Below are 14,916 nucleotides of genomic sequence, written 5' to 3'. Positions count from 1 at the left end.
GCAGGCGCGGCCGGGTGGCGCGTATTCGTGAGACAGCGCCGACATCGTGCCCGATACTGACCGAGAGGCAAGCTCCTGGGGGGAGGCGCTCATGAAGACTTCACCATGCATCGACAGCGCTCAGACATCCGTGCTCGTCGTGGACGACCACCGGGTTCTCGCTGACGCCATCGGGATGGCCATCAACGGTCAACCGGACATGCACTGCGTGGGGACTGCCCACAATGCGGCGCAGGCCAGGGCCCTGGCCGCGTACTGGAGGCCCGAGGTCATCATGATGGACGTCCGGCTCGGACATGACGATGGGGTCGAGCTCGCCGCCGAGCTCATCCGCGGCGCTCCGAATGTGCGCGTCATCGTGCTCACCGCCTTCATCGACCAGGCGCTGCTCAACCGGGCCCTCAATGCCGGCGCCTGTGCACTGTTGCCGAAGGACGGCTCCCTGGAACAGATCCTCGGCGCCCTCCGGTCCTCCACCCGCGGGGGGTTCGACATCGACCCGACCGTGTTGCGGACCCTCGCACGGTCACGCGGCGACCGCCACGGGGATCCGGTCCCGAGACTCACGCCGCGTGAGGCTGATGTGCTACGCAGCCTGTCGGACGGTGCGGACGCAGTGATGATCGCCAAGGAGCTCGGCATCTCGGTGCTGACGTGCCGCGGCTATGTCAAGACCCTGCTCCGGAAGCTTCACGCGCACTCCCAGCTCGAGGCCGTCGTCACCGCCAACCGGCTCGGACTCATCTCCCCGACCAAGCATGGCTAGAGCTCGGCGGCGGGGCGGAGAGCTGCGCACCGGCTCCCGGCCGATCGTGCGCGAGGCGATCTCGAGGTTCGCTCTGTGGACCCTAGCCGCGTTCCTCATCGTCACGGTGTGCGCAGTCCTCGTGGCTCGTACCCTCGCTGCCGACCTGGCGCTGCGCGAGGCGAGCCTGCGAGGGAGGACGTTCGCCCTCAACGTCGCCGCGCCCTTCGTCGACAGGGCGGTGCGCGCGGGGGATCGTGGATCGACCGCCAGCCTGGTCACCGTGGTCCAGTCACGGCGGCGCGACGGCTCGCTCGTGCACGTGAAGCTCTGGTCCGCCGACGGCCAGGTCATCTGGTCGGACGAGGAGGCACTCATCGGCCGCACCTACGCGATGGACGAGGAGGTCAAGGCTCTCTTCGGCACCCAGCAGGTGTTCGCCGACCTCTCGGACCTGACGAAGGTCGAGAACGCCGCCGAACGAGCCTCAGGACAGCTGCTCGAGGTGTATGTCGGAGCGTTCGACGCCGATCACCGCCCCATCGTCATCGAGTCGTACTGGTCCACGGCCAGGCTGGAGAGCGACACGAAGCTGGTGCTGCTGCGCCTCACGGCGCTCGCCATCGGCTCGATGCTGGTCCTCACGCTCTTCCTGCTCCCGCTGGCCCTGTCTCTCGCCCGTGGCGTGGACCACGCCCAGGCCGAGCGCAACGAGATGCTCCGGCACGCCCTCGCGGCCTCGGACCTGGAGCGGCGCCGGATCGCCGAGGAGCTGCACGACGGCCTCATCCAGAATCTCGCCGCCCTAGGTTATGCCCTGCCGCTCATCGCCCGTGAGCTGCCTGAGGACTCGCACGGGGCTCGCGAGATGCTCGACTCGACCACTCCGAATCTGCAGGGGGAGATTGCCGCACTCCGAGGTCTCGTCACCGACCTGTACCCCGCCGACCCCTCGCGCGGCGGACTTCTCTCCGCGCTGGACATCCTCGCCACCCGTGCCGGCGAATCGGGCGTCACCGTCGATGTCGACGTCTCAGAGCGCTACGCGTCCGTGTCAAAGGAGGCCATCCAGCTGACGTATCGAGTTCTCAGAGAAGGCCTGCGCAACGTCGTCAAGCACGCTGCCGCGTCAACCGCGCGCCTGACCGCCCGCGTCGACGGTCGGGATGTCGTCGTCTCGGTCCGGGACGACGGCGTCGGCCCACCGGCGAGCCCTGCAGCAGCGGGCCATTTCGGCCTGCGGCTGCTGGAGGACACCCTGAAGGACGTCGGCGGGTCGCTCACTCTCGTCCGGCTCCCGGACGGGGGAACCGAGCTCGTCGCGCGTTTCCCCCAGAACTTCCAGAGCGTGTTCCCAGCCTGACCCGGCGTCCGGCAGTCGCGTGCTCAGCCCCCGCCTTCCGGCGAACGGTCGTCCCAGGCGCGCCGAACCGCTTCGAGAACCGTCGCCGGGACGGCATCCTTGACGACGTAGGCCGCCGCGCCCGCTTCGAGGGCAGCCTGCCGGCTCGCCTGCGACGGCTCTCCCGTCAGCACGACGACCTGGGTCCGCGGCAGCTCGCGCACGATCCGGCGCGTGGCCTCGACCCCGTCGAGACCCGGCATCCGGATGTCCATGAGGACGACGTCGGGCCGCGTCTGCCGCGCCACCTTCACTCCCTGTTCGCCGCTCGCAGCCGCGCCACAGACGTCGAGATCCGGTTCGAGGCTGAACAGCGAAGCGAGGCCGATGCGCATGATCTGCACGTCGTCGACGATGAGTATCCGGACCAAGTCCTCACCACCTTCGCGGCTGTTCGGTTCGTGGCGCCGCCCACGCGAAGCGACAGGTGACGGGGTCGCGCCTCCGAGACGCGCTCGATGACGCTGGCCCTGAGCTCTACCCATTCTCGCAGCAGTTCCCCGCGGCCGCGACGACCCACAGGAGGGGTGCTGTACCCCCAAAACTGGGGGTTTGACCGCAATGCCACAGTGTGAACGCACCTTCCGCGTCGTCACCCGGGCAGAGGCGCGACGCTATAGCACGTCGACAGGCATCTCGGAGGAAGACGAGGAAAGCGGTACCCCCCAATTCTCGGGGAGCGCCTCCCCCCTCGGTGGCACATGTCGCCCCGTCTCGTCGAACCCACCATGGAGTCACATCCCGGAGGGGGGATCCTCGTGACGCTCGGAGAAGTCATTCAGCACTTACACCGAATCGCCGTACAGCCGAGCCTCTTCCCGCCTGCCCCCGCTGCTCAGGCAAACGGGGTCCATTCCACGCCAATGCGTGTCAGCTCAGCAGAACGGACGGAGGACGGCAATGTTTGATCAACCCGGAGGTGCGCTCACCACGCGCTTCACCAGCAGACCCGGGGCGAAGGGTGGCTGGACTCGACGTCGCCGCCTCTTCTCCGCCGTGGCCGCGATCGGACTCGCTGCCGGCCTCGCGCCGGTGGCGAGCCTTGCCGCCACAGGGGCGGTCGCCCCGCTGGTCGCCCCCGCGGTCAACCCCGTCGTAGCCTCGAGCACGCAGTTCGACATCACGGGCTTCCTGCAGTCGGCCACGCTCGACACTCCCTCCGACCCCCACTCGGGAGGAACGCTCACGGTCAACGGCCACTCGGTCGTCGTCCCGAAGGAGACCATCGTCATCCTTCCGGCGAGCGCCCTCACCTGGCAGGAGCTCTTCACCCACGCGCCCGCACCCTACGGTCCGAGCCAGACCGGGCTGGCGCTCGGCGACTCCCCGAAGCCCCTGACCACCTACGAGGTGCACGTCGTCGGCAACCGCGTCATCGACAACAGCGGCGACCGCTACATCGCCGGGTTGGTCCACGTGGCCCAGCAGGACCTCAACTCGGGCGCCGGCTACGTCAACTTCATCGACTACGGCACCGGCGAGATGGAGGTCGGCGGGACGCCCGGCATCGCCGGCACCGGCACGCGGGTCCGCATCAACGACCCCGCCGTGGCCCCGTCCACGACGTCCGGCCGCTACGGCCGGGCGATGTCCCCCGACGACCGCTTCCAGGTCGACCAGGACAACCCCACGATCCTGGCCGAGACCGGGTTCCCGATGTGCATCCCGCGCAGCGCACCGACGACGACGAACGACGACGCTCTGTGCCCGCAGGCCAACCGGCCCGTCTACACGGGGACCGACACCTCGGGGATCACCCCGCAGCCAGCCCTCCCCGCGCAGGGCGCGGCCTACACGTTGTTCCGGATGGACTCACCGGCCGACGTCGACGCCAACACCTGCGCTCGCGGCACCTGCGCCGACCCGCGCAAGCAGGCCCCCTTCGAGATCGGTGACTACATCACCTTCGCCGGCAACCTCATCCAGGACGGCGGCGCGAACGGCGGGCAGTACATCTCTGCCCACACGATCGTCGCCAGCCTCGGCATCTACACCCAGCCGGGCATCGACCCTGCCTACGTGTCGGTCGACGTCTCGCTGATCGGCACCGGCGGCCTCACCGTCTTCGGCGCCGGCGAGGCAGCCGTGCGCACCAGGTTCGAGGGCATGACCACCGACGAGTCGCGGATGATCCGCCTCTACGGCGTCGACATCAACCCGGTCACCGGTGCGACGAGCGACCGCGAGTGGGGCACCATCATGCCCGACCCCGGTCCTCCCGGCGGCGCGGTGCGAGGACGCTGGCGGTTCCGGCCGCCGTGCACGGCGACGGTGGCCACGCAGAAGGCCTGCACGCCTCCCCCTGCCGGCCAGTTCATCCCACCGACCCGTGAGGTGCGTGCCGTGGTCGACGGTCTCTCGGAGTTCCTCCCGGGCACGATCAACGCCAACCCGGCGAGCCAGGTCCCTGGCACGCCCGGCGCGAAGACCGCAGCCAACGGCATCTACTACGGGCAGTACCACGCCCCGATCGGCGAGTACATCTTCCCGGAGAACGTGCCCGGCACCCCTGTCCCCGAGAACAACTTCAACTCGATCCCCTTCCTCGCCTACGGCGGCTACAGCTCGCTCACCGGCGTCAAGGCCGGCGTCCTGTCACCGTGGCCGAGCAACGTCCCCGCTCCTGCGGTCGTCTGTGCCACGCCGACGATCAACGGGGCTCCGTACTCGGTCGCGAGCGGCGCCAGCATCCCGCTGTCGGGCAGCGTCACGAGTGGTGCATCGAGCCCGGTCACCCTCCAGTGGACCGCCGGGACGACACCGGGAGGCACGGACCTCAACGGCGCTCTCACCGGCGCCACGACGACCACCCCGACGTTCAAGGCGACGGGCCTCGCGGCGGGCACCTACAACCTGACGTTCACGGTCTCGAACCCGTGTGGCGTCGCGTCCACGGCGACCACCATCACGGTGCAGGCGGCGCCCCCGCCGACCATCGCCCCCATCCAGAACCAGACGGTGACGGCCGGCAACCTGGTGACGCTCACAGCGTCCAGCAGCTCGCTGCCCGCGCCGACGTGGGCCTGGAGCCAGACGGCCGGTCCGGACAACCCTGCGCTCACGCAGACGCCGGCCGCCGCGACCGCCGCAGGGACCTCACAGCTGAAGTTCACGCCCACCGTTGCGGGAACCTACAGCTTTACGGTCAAGGCGACGAACGCCAACGGCTCCTCGCCTGACACGACGGTGACGGTCACCGTCACGGCTGCGGTGCCGACCAACGTCACCCTGACGCCCGTCGAGTACCGCACGTCGAAGCAGCGGCTCGTCATCACCGCGACCTCGACCGACACCACCGTGAGCTCCATGCGGCTTCTGCCGTACCTGACGGAGACGGGCACGATGTTCGACCCGGCCACGTTGGGCGCAGCGAACCTCACGGTCTCGCTCGTCGCGCCGGGCTCGTTCACCGTGACGGCTGTCGGTGCTCCGCCACCGGCCTGCAACCTCGGCGGCACCTATGCCACACCGTGCGCGCAGACACCGCTGACGGTCAAGTCCCTCAATGCCGCGGGCACGGTGATCGGCACGAGCCCACCCTCGCGGCTGGACAAGATCAGGCAGTAGTCGCGGAACGGCAGCTGTCGGGGTTGCCACCCCCCGACCCCGACAGCTCCCACGCCGTTGCTGCCAGGGCCCTCCAGGCCCCGGCAGCAACGGTCGTGCACGGGGGCTCGCGCCACACGTGGAGGCTGGGATGAGTCGTCGGACGCGGATCCGCCCGGTGACGGCTCTGGTTGCCGGAATGGCGTCCGGGATGCTGTGCGCGCTCACGTCCGGCTGTGGCGTCGCGGTGGTGGCACCGTCGCCCGTGGCCGCCGTCTCGACGGCTGCCGGCCCACGGGCGCCGGTCCCGGCGTCCCTACCGACGACCGTGCCGTCCATCAGCCCGTCCACCGAGCCGTCCACCGGACCAGGTCGAGTGGCAGACCGCCTAGAGGTCGACAAGTGCTGGACGAACGCCACCGCCACCAGGGGTGGGCAGCTGCTGGTCAGCGCGAGCAGCTCCGACCCCGGTGCACGACTGCAGGCCTACCGCGCGGACGGGACCCTCATCGGCGAGGTGCACAACGGAGGTGGCCAGCGGTACGGCGGCACCGTCTTCGCCTATGAGCCCCGCGACCCGGTACGGGTGACGATCAGGAGCAGCTCGGGCGGAAGCATCACCATCCCGACGACGCCGTTCCGTCCCGAGAACTGACGTGTCGAGACAGCACGAACCCGACGCGCCCCGCGACGGGCGCATGGGACTCGGTCGAGTGACAAGAAGGGGCTGCCCTCGTCCACTGACCACGCGGTCGTCCGTCCGCTTGGCGTGTTGAGCACGAAGATCCACCACCCGTGCGACGGCGAAGGCCGCGCGCTGGTGCTGTTACTCGGCCCCGGCGACGCGGTCGACTCGCCGATGTTCCCCATAGGGCAGCCGTTTCGGTGCGGTCCTCGAACATGACGGTGTCGCAATAGGGGCGACACCTAACGCCCCGAGGTTTGCCCGAGCCCGGTGCGCCACCATCGTGTCAAAGGTCGCGGCACGACGTCGAGCGCTCGTGGAGGGTGGCGGTGCGCGACCGCGGGAGGGGGATCCATGCTCGTTCGGCGGTTGGTCTACGTGCTCCTGGGCGTGCTCAGCATGCTGGCCCTACTCGTGAGCATGGACGGTCTGGCGGCGCTCGCCAAGGGTGGCGGAGGTCTGGGCGGGGGCGGCACGGCAAAGCCCCCACCGGTCCGTCCTGCGCCGGGGGCCGCAGGGGTCACGCGGTCCTTTCCCGCTCTCGTTCCGCCTGTCTTCACGGGCGACCCGTCGCACAGCGCCCTGCACCAGTTCGACGTGACCGGTTTCATCCAGGATGCGACCGTCACCGACAACTGTCCGGCTGGCGTGGACGCGCTCCACGACGGAGGGAACCTCCTCGTGAACGGGCTGACCGTGGTCGTGCCGTGCAACTCGGTGATCCAGATGCCGGCAAGTTCGAGCACGTGGCGCGGGTTCGTGGACCCGCCTGCTGACCAGCCGTCCTTGCCGATCTCCCTCAAGCAGCTGGGATCGAGTCCGGGAACCTTCCCCTCGTTCGAGATCCACGTCGTGGGCAACACTGTCGCAGGCCGCTACGTCGCCGGGCTCGTCACGGTCTCGCAGCAGTCCCTCAACCAGGGACAGGGCGTCATCACCAGCATCGACTATGCGACCGGCCAGCTTCACGTCGGTGCGGGGGTGGGTGCCCCGGACCAGGCGATCGTCGAGATCAACGACCCAGAGGGCCGGTTCGGCATCAAGCACAGCGTCGACGCGCGATTCCGAGTGGACGACCAGAACCCTACGATCCACGCCGCCACCGGCTACCCCATGTGCATACCTCGCCAAGCGCCGGTGCGTGACGCAGTGACGAACGCGTTGGTCACCGACAACGACCCGCTGTGCCCTCAGGCCAACCGCCCCACCCCTGTCGCACACCACTGCCGGGACTTCATCGACGACGGTCTCGGGTTCAGTCTGCCCAAGGGCCTCAACCTCGTGCCGCCGAGCGGCAACCCGGCCTTCTGCGGACACTTCGTCATGCCCCCGGTGTCGGATACCTCCGGCTCGGGTATGCCGCCCGACCCTGACCCGCGCCAACAGGCTCCGTTCGAGGTCGGCGACTACATCACCTTCGCCGGGACGCTCCTGCGCCCGGCGGGCACGTCACCGAGCCTTGTCTCGGCGCACACGGTCGAGGCCTCGGTCGGCATCTTCACGAGCCACGGGACGCTTCCGAGCTACCTCGCGATCGGCCAGTTCGGGGTGGGCTCCGCCGACCCTTCAACCGTCTCGGTGAACGGCGCGGCTCAGGAGACCGTCGACCGGATGTTCCTCACGGCGGAGACGACCGATGTGACGACGCCTGTCGACATCTACTTCCCCGACATCGATCCCAGCACGGGCGCTGTGTCGTACCGGTGGATCACGCCGTTCGAGATGTCCGGTGAGTCGAACCCCGAGATCACCCCGGACGGTCCGGGCGCGCCCATCGGCGGCGGCATCACCACCCAGTTCACCGGTCCCCAGTCGCAACGGGTCCGGCTGCGGGCCCGGAAGGCTCCGCCGGGGCTGCTCACGTCGCCCACCCGTGACGTCCTCGTGGTCAGTCGGCTGCTCTGCAACCCGGACACGACCGGTACCCCGTCCTCCGTGTCGGCCAACTCGACCTACCACAACATCGCGACGTCGCCGGACTGTCTGACGGGCCAGGTCGTGGCGAACGGGCTCGCCTCGGGCCGGTACGAGGCACCGAACTTCGACTTCATCTTCCCCGAGAACGTCCAGGTCGGGGACACCGTGGTGCCCAACGACCTGTGGGCGCTCGGGTTCCTCAGCAACGGGGAAGGCGGCCCGCACGGCCAAGGACCGCTCTACCCGCCGCCGTGGTGACAGTCCGCACGACAGCAGCTCGGCATCGCGTCCGATTCGGAGATGGAGGAACGGGATGAGACTGAGACGGCGCCACGTGTCATGGGGCGCGACGAACGGGCAGCTCATCGGAGCAGGCCCTGCTGCGCCGCAAGAACCCGGACGGCTGACCCGCCGCAGCCTGCTCGTCAACTCGGCGGGGCTCGCGGTGGTGCCGATGCTGGCGGAGGGGACTGCGTCGGCGCCCTCCCCCGGCGGGAATGCGTTGGCCACGAGCACGCCGACCCCGACCCCCAAACCGCTCACGCTCGCCGGCGGCCGCGGTCACGGCGTCGGCGACCCCCGTGGCTCGGACATTGCCGTGACGACGAAGCGGAGCACCCAGGGGCGGTTCGGGCTCATGTTCCCCGAGCTCGAGCCGTTCGCCCCCGACGACGACCTGCTCGTCGCCCTGACCCGCCAGATGATCGACCCGCGTCCACCGCTCGATGACGTCTCCATGAGCAACGACGGCTTCGACAACCCGTACATCCCCGCGGGCTACACCTACCTCGGACAGTTCATCGACCACGACATGACCCGGGATCCCACGCCGCTACCTCAGCAGCAGGTGGACCCGCACGCTCTACTCAACTTCGACACCCCATTCTTCGACTTGGGCTCCGTCTACGGACGCGGGCCCACGTCGGACCCCCAGCTCTACGACCCCGACTACCCGGGGATGCTCCGGCTCGGACGAAGCCAGGGCGGCCCGTTCGACCTCCCCCGCGCGGCGGACGGCACGGCATACATCGGCGACCCGCGCAACGACGAGAACCTCATCATCGCGCAACTGCAGATCGCCTTCATCCGGCTGCACAACCAGTTCGTCGCTGCCGGTAACAGCTTCACCGAGGCACAGCGCCAGACCCGATGGCACTACCAATGGGTCATCGTCCACGACTTCCTGCCTCACATCCTCGGCTCTGGTGTCGTCGAGCAGATGCTCCGCAGCGGTCCGCACGGAACCATCGCCGTCGACAACCGCTTCTACCACCCCAACAACAGCCAGCGCCCGATGATGCCCATCGAGTACTCCGTCGCCGCATACCGCTTCGGGCACAGCATGATTCGCGCGGAGTACGAGATGCACGAGAGCACGACGCTGCCCGTGTTCGGCCCCGCAGGCGGTGACCTTCGTGGCTCGAGGCCGCTACCGGGCAACGCCTGGGCGGACTGGAACTACTTCTACGAGATTCCCGATGTCGAGGCGCCGGACGACCGAAACATGACGCGAACGATCGACACACAGCTCTCACTGCCCCTCAGCAACCTGCCGCCTACAGTCGTCGCCCACATCGACGGGGCGATTCTCTCGCTGGCAGAGCGCAACCTCCTCCGGGGCAAACGGCTCGGTCTCCCGGCCGGCCAAGACGTGGCCAGGGCGATGGGGATCCCGCCTATTCCCAACCAGCGCCTCGGCCTCATCGACCCGCGTTGGGGCGGCCGGGCGCCACTGTGGTTCTACGTGCTCAAGGAGGCCGAGCTCGGCGGGGGCTGCCAACTGGGACCGGTGGGAGGACGAATCGTGGCGGAGGTGATCCTCGGCCTGCTCGCGCGGGACGGCACTTCCTACTTCAACGCGGAGCGGCCGTGGAATCCGGCGTCAACACCCTTCTCCATGGGAGACCTACTCGTCCTGGCTGGCGCCGTCTAGCCCTGTTTCGGCCCGTCGCTCGGAGAGGCCACGGCCGCAATCGCTCGTGACAAGTTGTCCCGTTCGGGGGTGGGCGGAGCGACGTCAGCCTCTGACGAAGACCGGCCGCGGCGAGTGGCCGCCCCGTCAGCAACTCCTTCCATTCTCGTCGCTGCAGACGCGCGGATCGATCACGAGGATTCACAAGCGCGCCGATCCCTCCGCCGCAGCACCTTCCTTGGTGCAGCACGTCGCGACGACCGTTCTCGTGGCAGCCGGCTGCGGCTCGCCGCAGAGCCGGGGAGCGGCTGGGGTCTTGTCCTGGTCTCGGGGCGCGTGTACGAAGGACTGATGACTGCTGCGGACGAGCTGCTCGGACACCTCGACACCATCGAACCCTGGCACCTCGACTTCTACCAGGACCTCCACCGCCACCCCGAGCTGAGCTTCCAGGAGCACCGGACGGCCGGACTGGTCGACGACCGGCTCACCGACCTCGGGTACGAGGTGCACGCGGGTATCGGCGGCACCGGTCTGGTAGGGGTCCTGCGCAACGGCGCCGGGCCGGTCGTGCTGGCGAGAGCCGACATGGATGCACTCCCCGTCAAGGAGGCGACCGGACTGCCGTATGCCTCCACCGCCACCGCGGTCGACGCATCCGGACAGGAGACGCCGGTGATGCATGCCTGTGGGCACGACATGCACGTCACCTGCCTGCTCGCCGCTGCCCAGCTGCTCGCCGAGCACCGCGACGCGTGGTCGGGCACCGTCGTCGCCCTCTTCCAGCCGGCAGAGGAGCTCGGAACCGGGGCCGCCGCGATGATCCAGGACGGCTTGGCCGACCGGATTCCCAAGCCGGATGTCGCCGTGGGCCAGCACGTCATGGGGTTGCCCTACGACACCGTCGCCTCACGCCCGGGCGCCGCCCTCTCGGCCGCCGACAGCATCAGGGTCACCCTCCACGGCCGCGGCACCCACGGGTCGATGCCGCACTTCGGGATCGACCCGATCCTGCTCGGCAGTGCAGTGGTGATGCGCCTGAACGCGATCATCTCCCGCGAGCTCGCCCCTGGCCATTTCGGCGTCGTCACCGTCGGCGCCTTCCAGTCCGGGAGCAAGAGCAACGTCATCCCGGAGAGTGCGACGCTTCTGCTCAACCTGCGCGCCTACGACGACCGCACCCGGGCACAGCTGCGCGAGGCGATCGAGCGGATCGTCAAGGCGGAGTGCGAGGCGTCCGGATCGCCGGCTCCCCCGGAGTTCGACTACACCGACCCCTTCCCGGTCACCGACAACAGCCCACGCGTCTACGACCGGGTCTCGGCCGCGTTCACCGAGCACTTCGGTGACAAGGCCGTCCTGATGGAGCCGTCGACCGGCAGCGAGGACTTCAGCGACATCCCGAACGGGCTCGACGTCCCCTACCTCTACTGGATCTGGGGCGGCTTCGATCCCGACCACTACCGTCGGGCGGAGGCTGCGGGCACGCTGTCCACGACGATTCCCGGGAACCATGCGAGCACCTTCGCTCCTGTCATGGAGCCCACCTTCCGAACCGGCGCCTCCGCGATGACCGTGGCCCTCATGAGCTACCTCGCGAACTCCTAGAACAACCTGTCGTGGTCACTCCGCGGCTGCCCTCTCGGCCGCGGAACGGCCGGCAACCGTGGCTGGCCCCAGGTCTTGACGTCCAGCCGCGTTGGACGCGGGCTCCGCGTGCCCGACGCGTCACGAGGGCGGGGCGTCCCGAGGCGTCGGGGCATCTATGCCGTAGCGCAGACCGACCATGCGGATCGTGAAGCAGGCCAGGGCCGCCACCAATGCTGCCGCCAGCCCGTCGACTCCCAGACGCACGGCGACGACGGTGATGCCCGCTCCCACCAGGGCGGGAATGGCATACAGCCCACTGCGCAGGACCGAGGGAACCTGGCCGATGAGGACGTCGCGCAGCGTGCCGCCCCCGACGGCCGTGATCGCGCCCAGGATCACTGCCTGCACGGGGCCCAGACCGGTCTGCAGCGCCTTCGTGGCGCCCGTGACGGCGAAGAGACTGAGCCCCATGGCGTCGAAGACGTTGATGGACAAGGCGATTCGGTCCAGTCGCCTCCCGAGCGCGAACGCGACAAGGGCCCCGACACCTGCAACGGCGAGGTAGCGCCAGTCGCTGAAGGTGGCCGGGGGCAACCTGTCGATGATGACGTCACGGACGATGCCGCCGCCCAGGGCGGTGATCATGCCCAGGGTGATGACCCCGACGATGTCCACTCGCACCGACCTGATGGCCGTGAGCGCTCCGTTGAGGGCGAAGACGAGTGTCCCAGCGAGGTCGAGGACCAGCAGGAGCACGTCGGCGGCCTTCACGGCAGCACCGCCGGACGTCCAGCACTCGCCATGGAGCGAGAGTACGCCGCACCTCACGCAGCACGACGTATGCCGGGACTATGCCGGGAGTCCCCGTCGCCTCAGTGCCCCGGACGGGTGCCACTCCTGCCCTGCGGTGGCCGGAACGGGCGTGTACGCCCGCGGCGGTTCCGTGGTTGGCTGCGACAGACCAGGCGTGCGCCGGACCGGGTGGCCGCTCGCGTCATCCCGAGGAGGAAACATGGAAAGCATCAGCGTGGACGTCCTGGTCCTCGGGTGGGGCAAGGCCGGCAAGACGCTGGCGGGCGCCCTCGGCCGGCAAGGACAGCACGTCGCCCTCGTCGAACGGTCACCGCAGATGTATGGCGGCACCTGCATCAACGTCGCCTGCGTGCCCACCAAGGCGTTGATCCATCGCGCCGAGGAGCGTCGTGGGACGGACGATCCCGCTGACTACTTCGCGACGTCCGTCGTCGCCAGAGACACCCTCATCGCCCAGCTCAACGCTCGCAACCACGCCATGCTCGCCGAGGTCGATACCGTGACCCTCATCGACGGGCAGGCCCGCTTCGTGGCGCCCGACCAGGTGGAGGTGTCCGCCGGCGCCGACCGCCTGCTCGTTAGAGCGGACACGGTCGTCGTCAACACCGGAACAGTGCCAGCACCACCGCAGTTCGAGGGCGCAGCCGACAGCACGCGGGTGTACGACTCCACCACGCTCCAGCACGTCGAACCCCTTCCTCGCCGCCTCGTCGTCGTCGGTGCCGGATACGTGGGGCTGGAGTTCGCCAGCATGTTCGCCCACTTCGGCTCGTCGGTCCACGTCGTCGACCACAACGAGTCACTCCTGCCGCGTGAGGACCGCGACGTCGCCGAGGCGGTCAGGCGACTTCTGGAGGAGCAAGGCGTCGAGTTCCATCTCGGCCAGACGGTTCAGTCCGTCCTGGACCACGACGGCGCCGAGCAGGGACCCGGCACGGTGGTGACGATCAGCGGCAGCCCTGACCTCGGCACCCGCACCTTGCGGGCCGACGCGGTCCTCGTCGCGACCGGCCGCGTCCCCGCCACGCCCGACCTCGACCTGGCCCGGGCCGGTGTCACGACCGACGCCCGCGGCTTCATCGAGGTCGACGAACACCTGCGCACCGCGACACCGACGGTGTTCGCGGTGGGCGACGTCAACGGCGGACCCCAGTTCACGTACGTCTCACTGGACGACCACCGAATCGTGCTCGACCAGCTGGTGGGGTCCGGCGGTCGCACGACGAAGGACCGGGTCGCCGTCCCGACCACGACGTTCCTGTCTCCGCCCCTGGCCAGGGTCGGCATCAGCGAGACCGAGGCGCGAGAGCTCGAGATCGACGTCCTCGTCGCCGTGAAGGACGTCGCAGGCATCGCCGCCATGCCCCGTCCGAAGATCGTCGGCGAGACGCACGGACTCATCAAGGTCATCGTCGATGCCGAGACCGACCTCATCCTCGGCGCCACGCTCTTCTGCATCGACGCCCAGGAGGTGGTCAACCTGATCGCCCTGGCCATGAGGACCGGCACGACCGCCAGCAGGCTCCGGGACGGCATCTGGACACACCCGTCGACGACGGAGGCCCTGAACGAGGTGCTCGCCTCACTGCGCCCCCTGGCGCCAGGCGCCTGACCCGAACGACGGCACCCGACACAGCAGCAGCCGCGCCGGGCCGCCGCGCTCCCGGGGCTCACGGGTCCGGCTTGGAGCCTTGTCCTAGGCCGTCTCCGTGGGGGCCTGAGGCTGCAGGTTCGTCTTTTCGACGAGCTGCTCCACCACGTCCTCGGCCAGGTTCTCCTTCTTGGCGGCCTGGGCCTCCTCGTGCTGTTTGACCTCGACGCGTGCAGCCTGCCAGGCCGACCAGTGACCCGAGACCAGCGCCCACAGAGACAGGGCCGAGACGTACACCACCGAGTTGACCCAGTGAGTCACCAGGGAGACCGGGATCATCACCAGCCAGAAGATCGTTAACCAGCCGTTGACCCGGCGCATGAAAACCGGGTCCCCCTGGACACTGGCCCAGAGAGACTTGATGACCGTCACCGAACACCTCCTTGTCGCAAGGCTGCGCGTCTGCAGCGAGCAGAGAATAGGGACGGATGCTGAGAGTTCACTCGATGTGCGGCCCGGGGCCTTTCCTATTGGCACGAGCGGCCGTGAAGGCCCAGCCCGCCAGCGCGAGAACCACACCGACGGTCAGGTCCGGGGCCGTGTGGTCAGTCACCGGTCGACAACAGTTCTCCCCCTGTTCGTCGCCACGTGGGGCACCTCCCAACACCTTCGCAGCAGCGGTCCATAGACCAGACCTTCGAGCCGTGCGATCGCC

11 protein-coding genes are annotated in these 14,916 nt (G+C 69.0%); 8 read left to right on the top strand and 3 right to left on the bottom strand.

All coding sequences use genetic code 11. The annotated features are described in order from the left end of the window. Positions 1 to 91: 91 nt before the first annotated feature. Positions 92 to 766, top strand: a complete 675-nt coding sequence (locus ABD297_RS20955) for a response regulator (RefSeq protein WP_344257062.1) — start codon at positions 92 to 94, stop codon at positions 764 to 766. Next, positions 759 to 2,108, top strand: a complete 1,350-nt coding sequence (locus ABD297_RS20950) for a sensor histidine kinase (RefSeq protein ID WP_344257060.1) — start codon at positions 759 to 761, stop codon at positions 2,106 to 2,108. Before ABD297_RS20955 ends, ABD297_RS20950 begins: the two co-directional genes overlap by 8 nt. Before the next feature lie 23 nt (positions 2,109 to 2,131). Here ABD297_RS20950 and ABD297_RS20945 read toward each other — a convergent pair whose 3' ends face one another. Then, entirely contained in the window at positions 2,132 to 2,632 is a 501-nt protein-coding gene (locus tag ABD297_RS20945) for a response regulator (RefSeq protein ID WP_344257083.1), read from the bottom strand. Positions 2,633 to 3,047: 415 nt separating this feature from the next. Here ABD297_RS20945 and ABD297_RS20940 point away from each other — a divergent pair, with 415 nt between their 5' ends. From ABD297_RS20940 to ABD297_RS20920, 5 genes are all read left to right on the top strand, one after another. After that, positions 3,048 to 5,714, top strand: coding sequence for a PKD domain-containing protein (locus tag ABD297_RS20940; protein WP_344257059.1), 2,667 nt, complete (start codon positions 3,048 to 3,050; stop codon positions 5,712 to 5,714). Between the two features lie 355 nt (positions 5,715 to 6,069). Beyond that, positions 6,070 to 6,348: a hypothetical protein gene (locus tag ABD297_RS20935; RefSeq protein ID WP_344257057.1), complete on the top strand. Its 279-nt coding sequence runs from the start codon at positions 6,070 to 6,072 to the stop codon at positions 6,346 to 6,348. A 384-nt stretch (positions 6,349 to 6,732) separates the two neighbouring features. After that, positions 6,733 to 8,553, top strand: a complete 1,821-nt coding sequence (locus tag ABD297_RS20930) for a hypothetical protein (protein WP_344257056.1) — start codon at positions 6,733 to 6,735, stop codon at positions 8,551 to 8,553. Positions 8,554 to 8,608: 55 nt separating this feature from the next. Then, positions 8,609 to 10,228, top strand: coding sequence for a peroxidase family protein (locus tag ABD297_RS20925; RefSeq protein ID WP_344257055.1), 1,620 nt, complete (start codon positions 8,609 to 8,611; stop codon positions 10,226 to 10,228). A gap of 330 nt (positions 10,229 to 10,558) precedes the next feature. Continuing rightward, entirely contained in the window at positions 10,559 to 11,815 is a 1,257-nt protein-coding gene (locus ABD297_RS20920) for an amidohydrolase (protein ID WP_344257054.1), read from the top strand. A gap of 120 nt (positions 11,816 to 11,935) precedes the next feature. Here the strand turns inward: ABD297_RS20920 and ABD297_RS20915 are convergent, their stop codons facing one another. Next, positions 11,936 to 12,568, bottom strand: a complete 633-nt coding sequence (locus ABD297_RS20915) for a trimeric intracellular cation channel family protein (RefSeq protein WP_344257053.1) — start codon at positions 12,566 to 12,568, stop codon at positions 11,936 to 11,938. Positions 12,569 to 12,809: 241 nt separating this feature from the next. Between ABD297_RS20915 and ABD297_RS20910 the strand changes: the two genes are divergently transcribed. Beyond that, positions 12,810 to 14,222: an FAD-dependent oxidoreductase gene (locus ABD297_RS20910; RefSeq protein WP_344257052.1), complete on the top strand. Its 1,413-nt coding sequence runs from the start codon at positions 12,810 to 12,812 to the stop codon at positions 14,220 to 14,222. 84 nt (positions 14,223 to 14,306) lie between these two features. On the opposite strand, the gene ABD297_RS20905 is transcribed toward ABD297_RS20910, so the two are convergent. Further along, positions 14,307 to 14,633: a hypothetical protein gene (locus tag ABD297_RS20905; protein ID WP_344257051.1), complete on the bottom strand. Its 327-nt coding sequence runs from the start codon at positions 14,631 to 14,633 to the stop codon at positions 14,307 to 14,309. Positions 14,634 to 14,916 lie beyond the last annotated feature (283 nt).

Origin of the sequence: Terrabacter carboxydivorans (genome assembly GCF_039532035.1) — a bacterium.
GTDB lineage: Bacteria > Actinomycetota > Actinomycetes > Actinomycetales > Dermatophilaceae > Terrabacter > Terrabacter carboxydivorans.
This window is presented reverse-complemented; position numbering and strand designations above follow the sequence as displayed.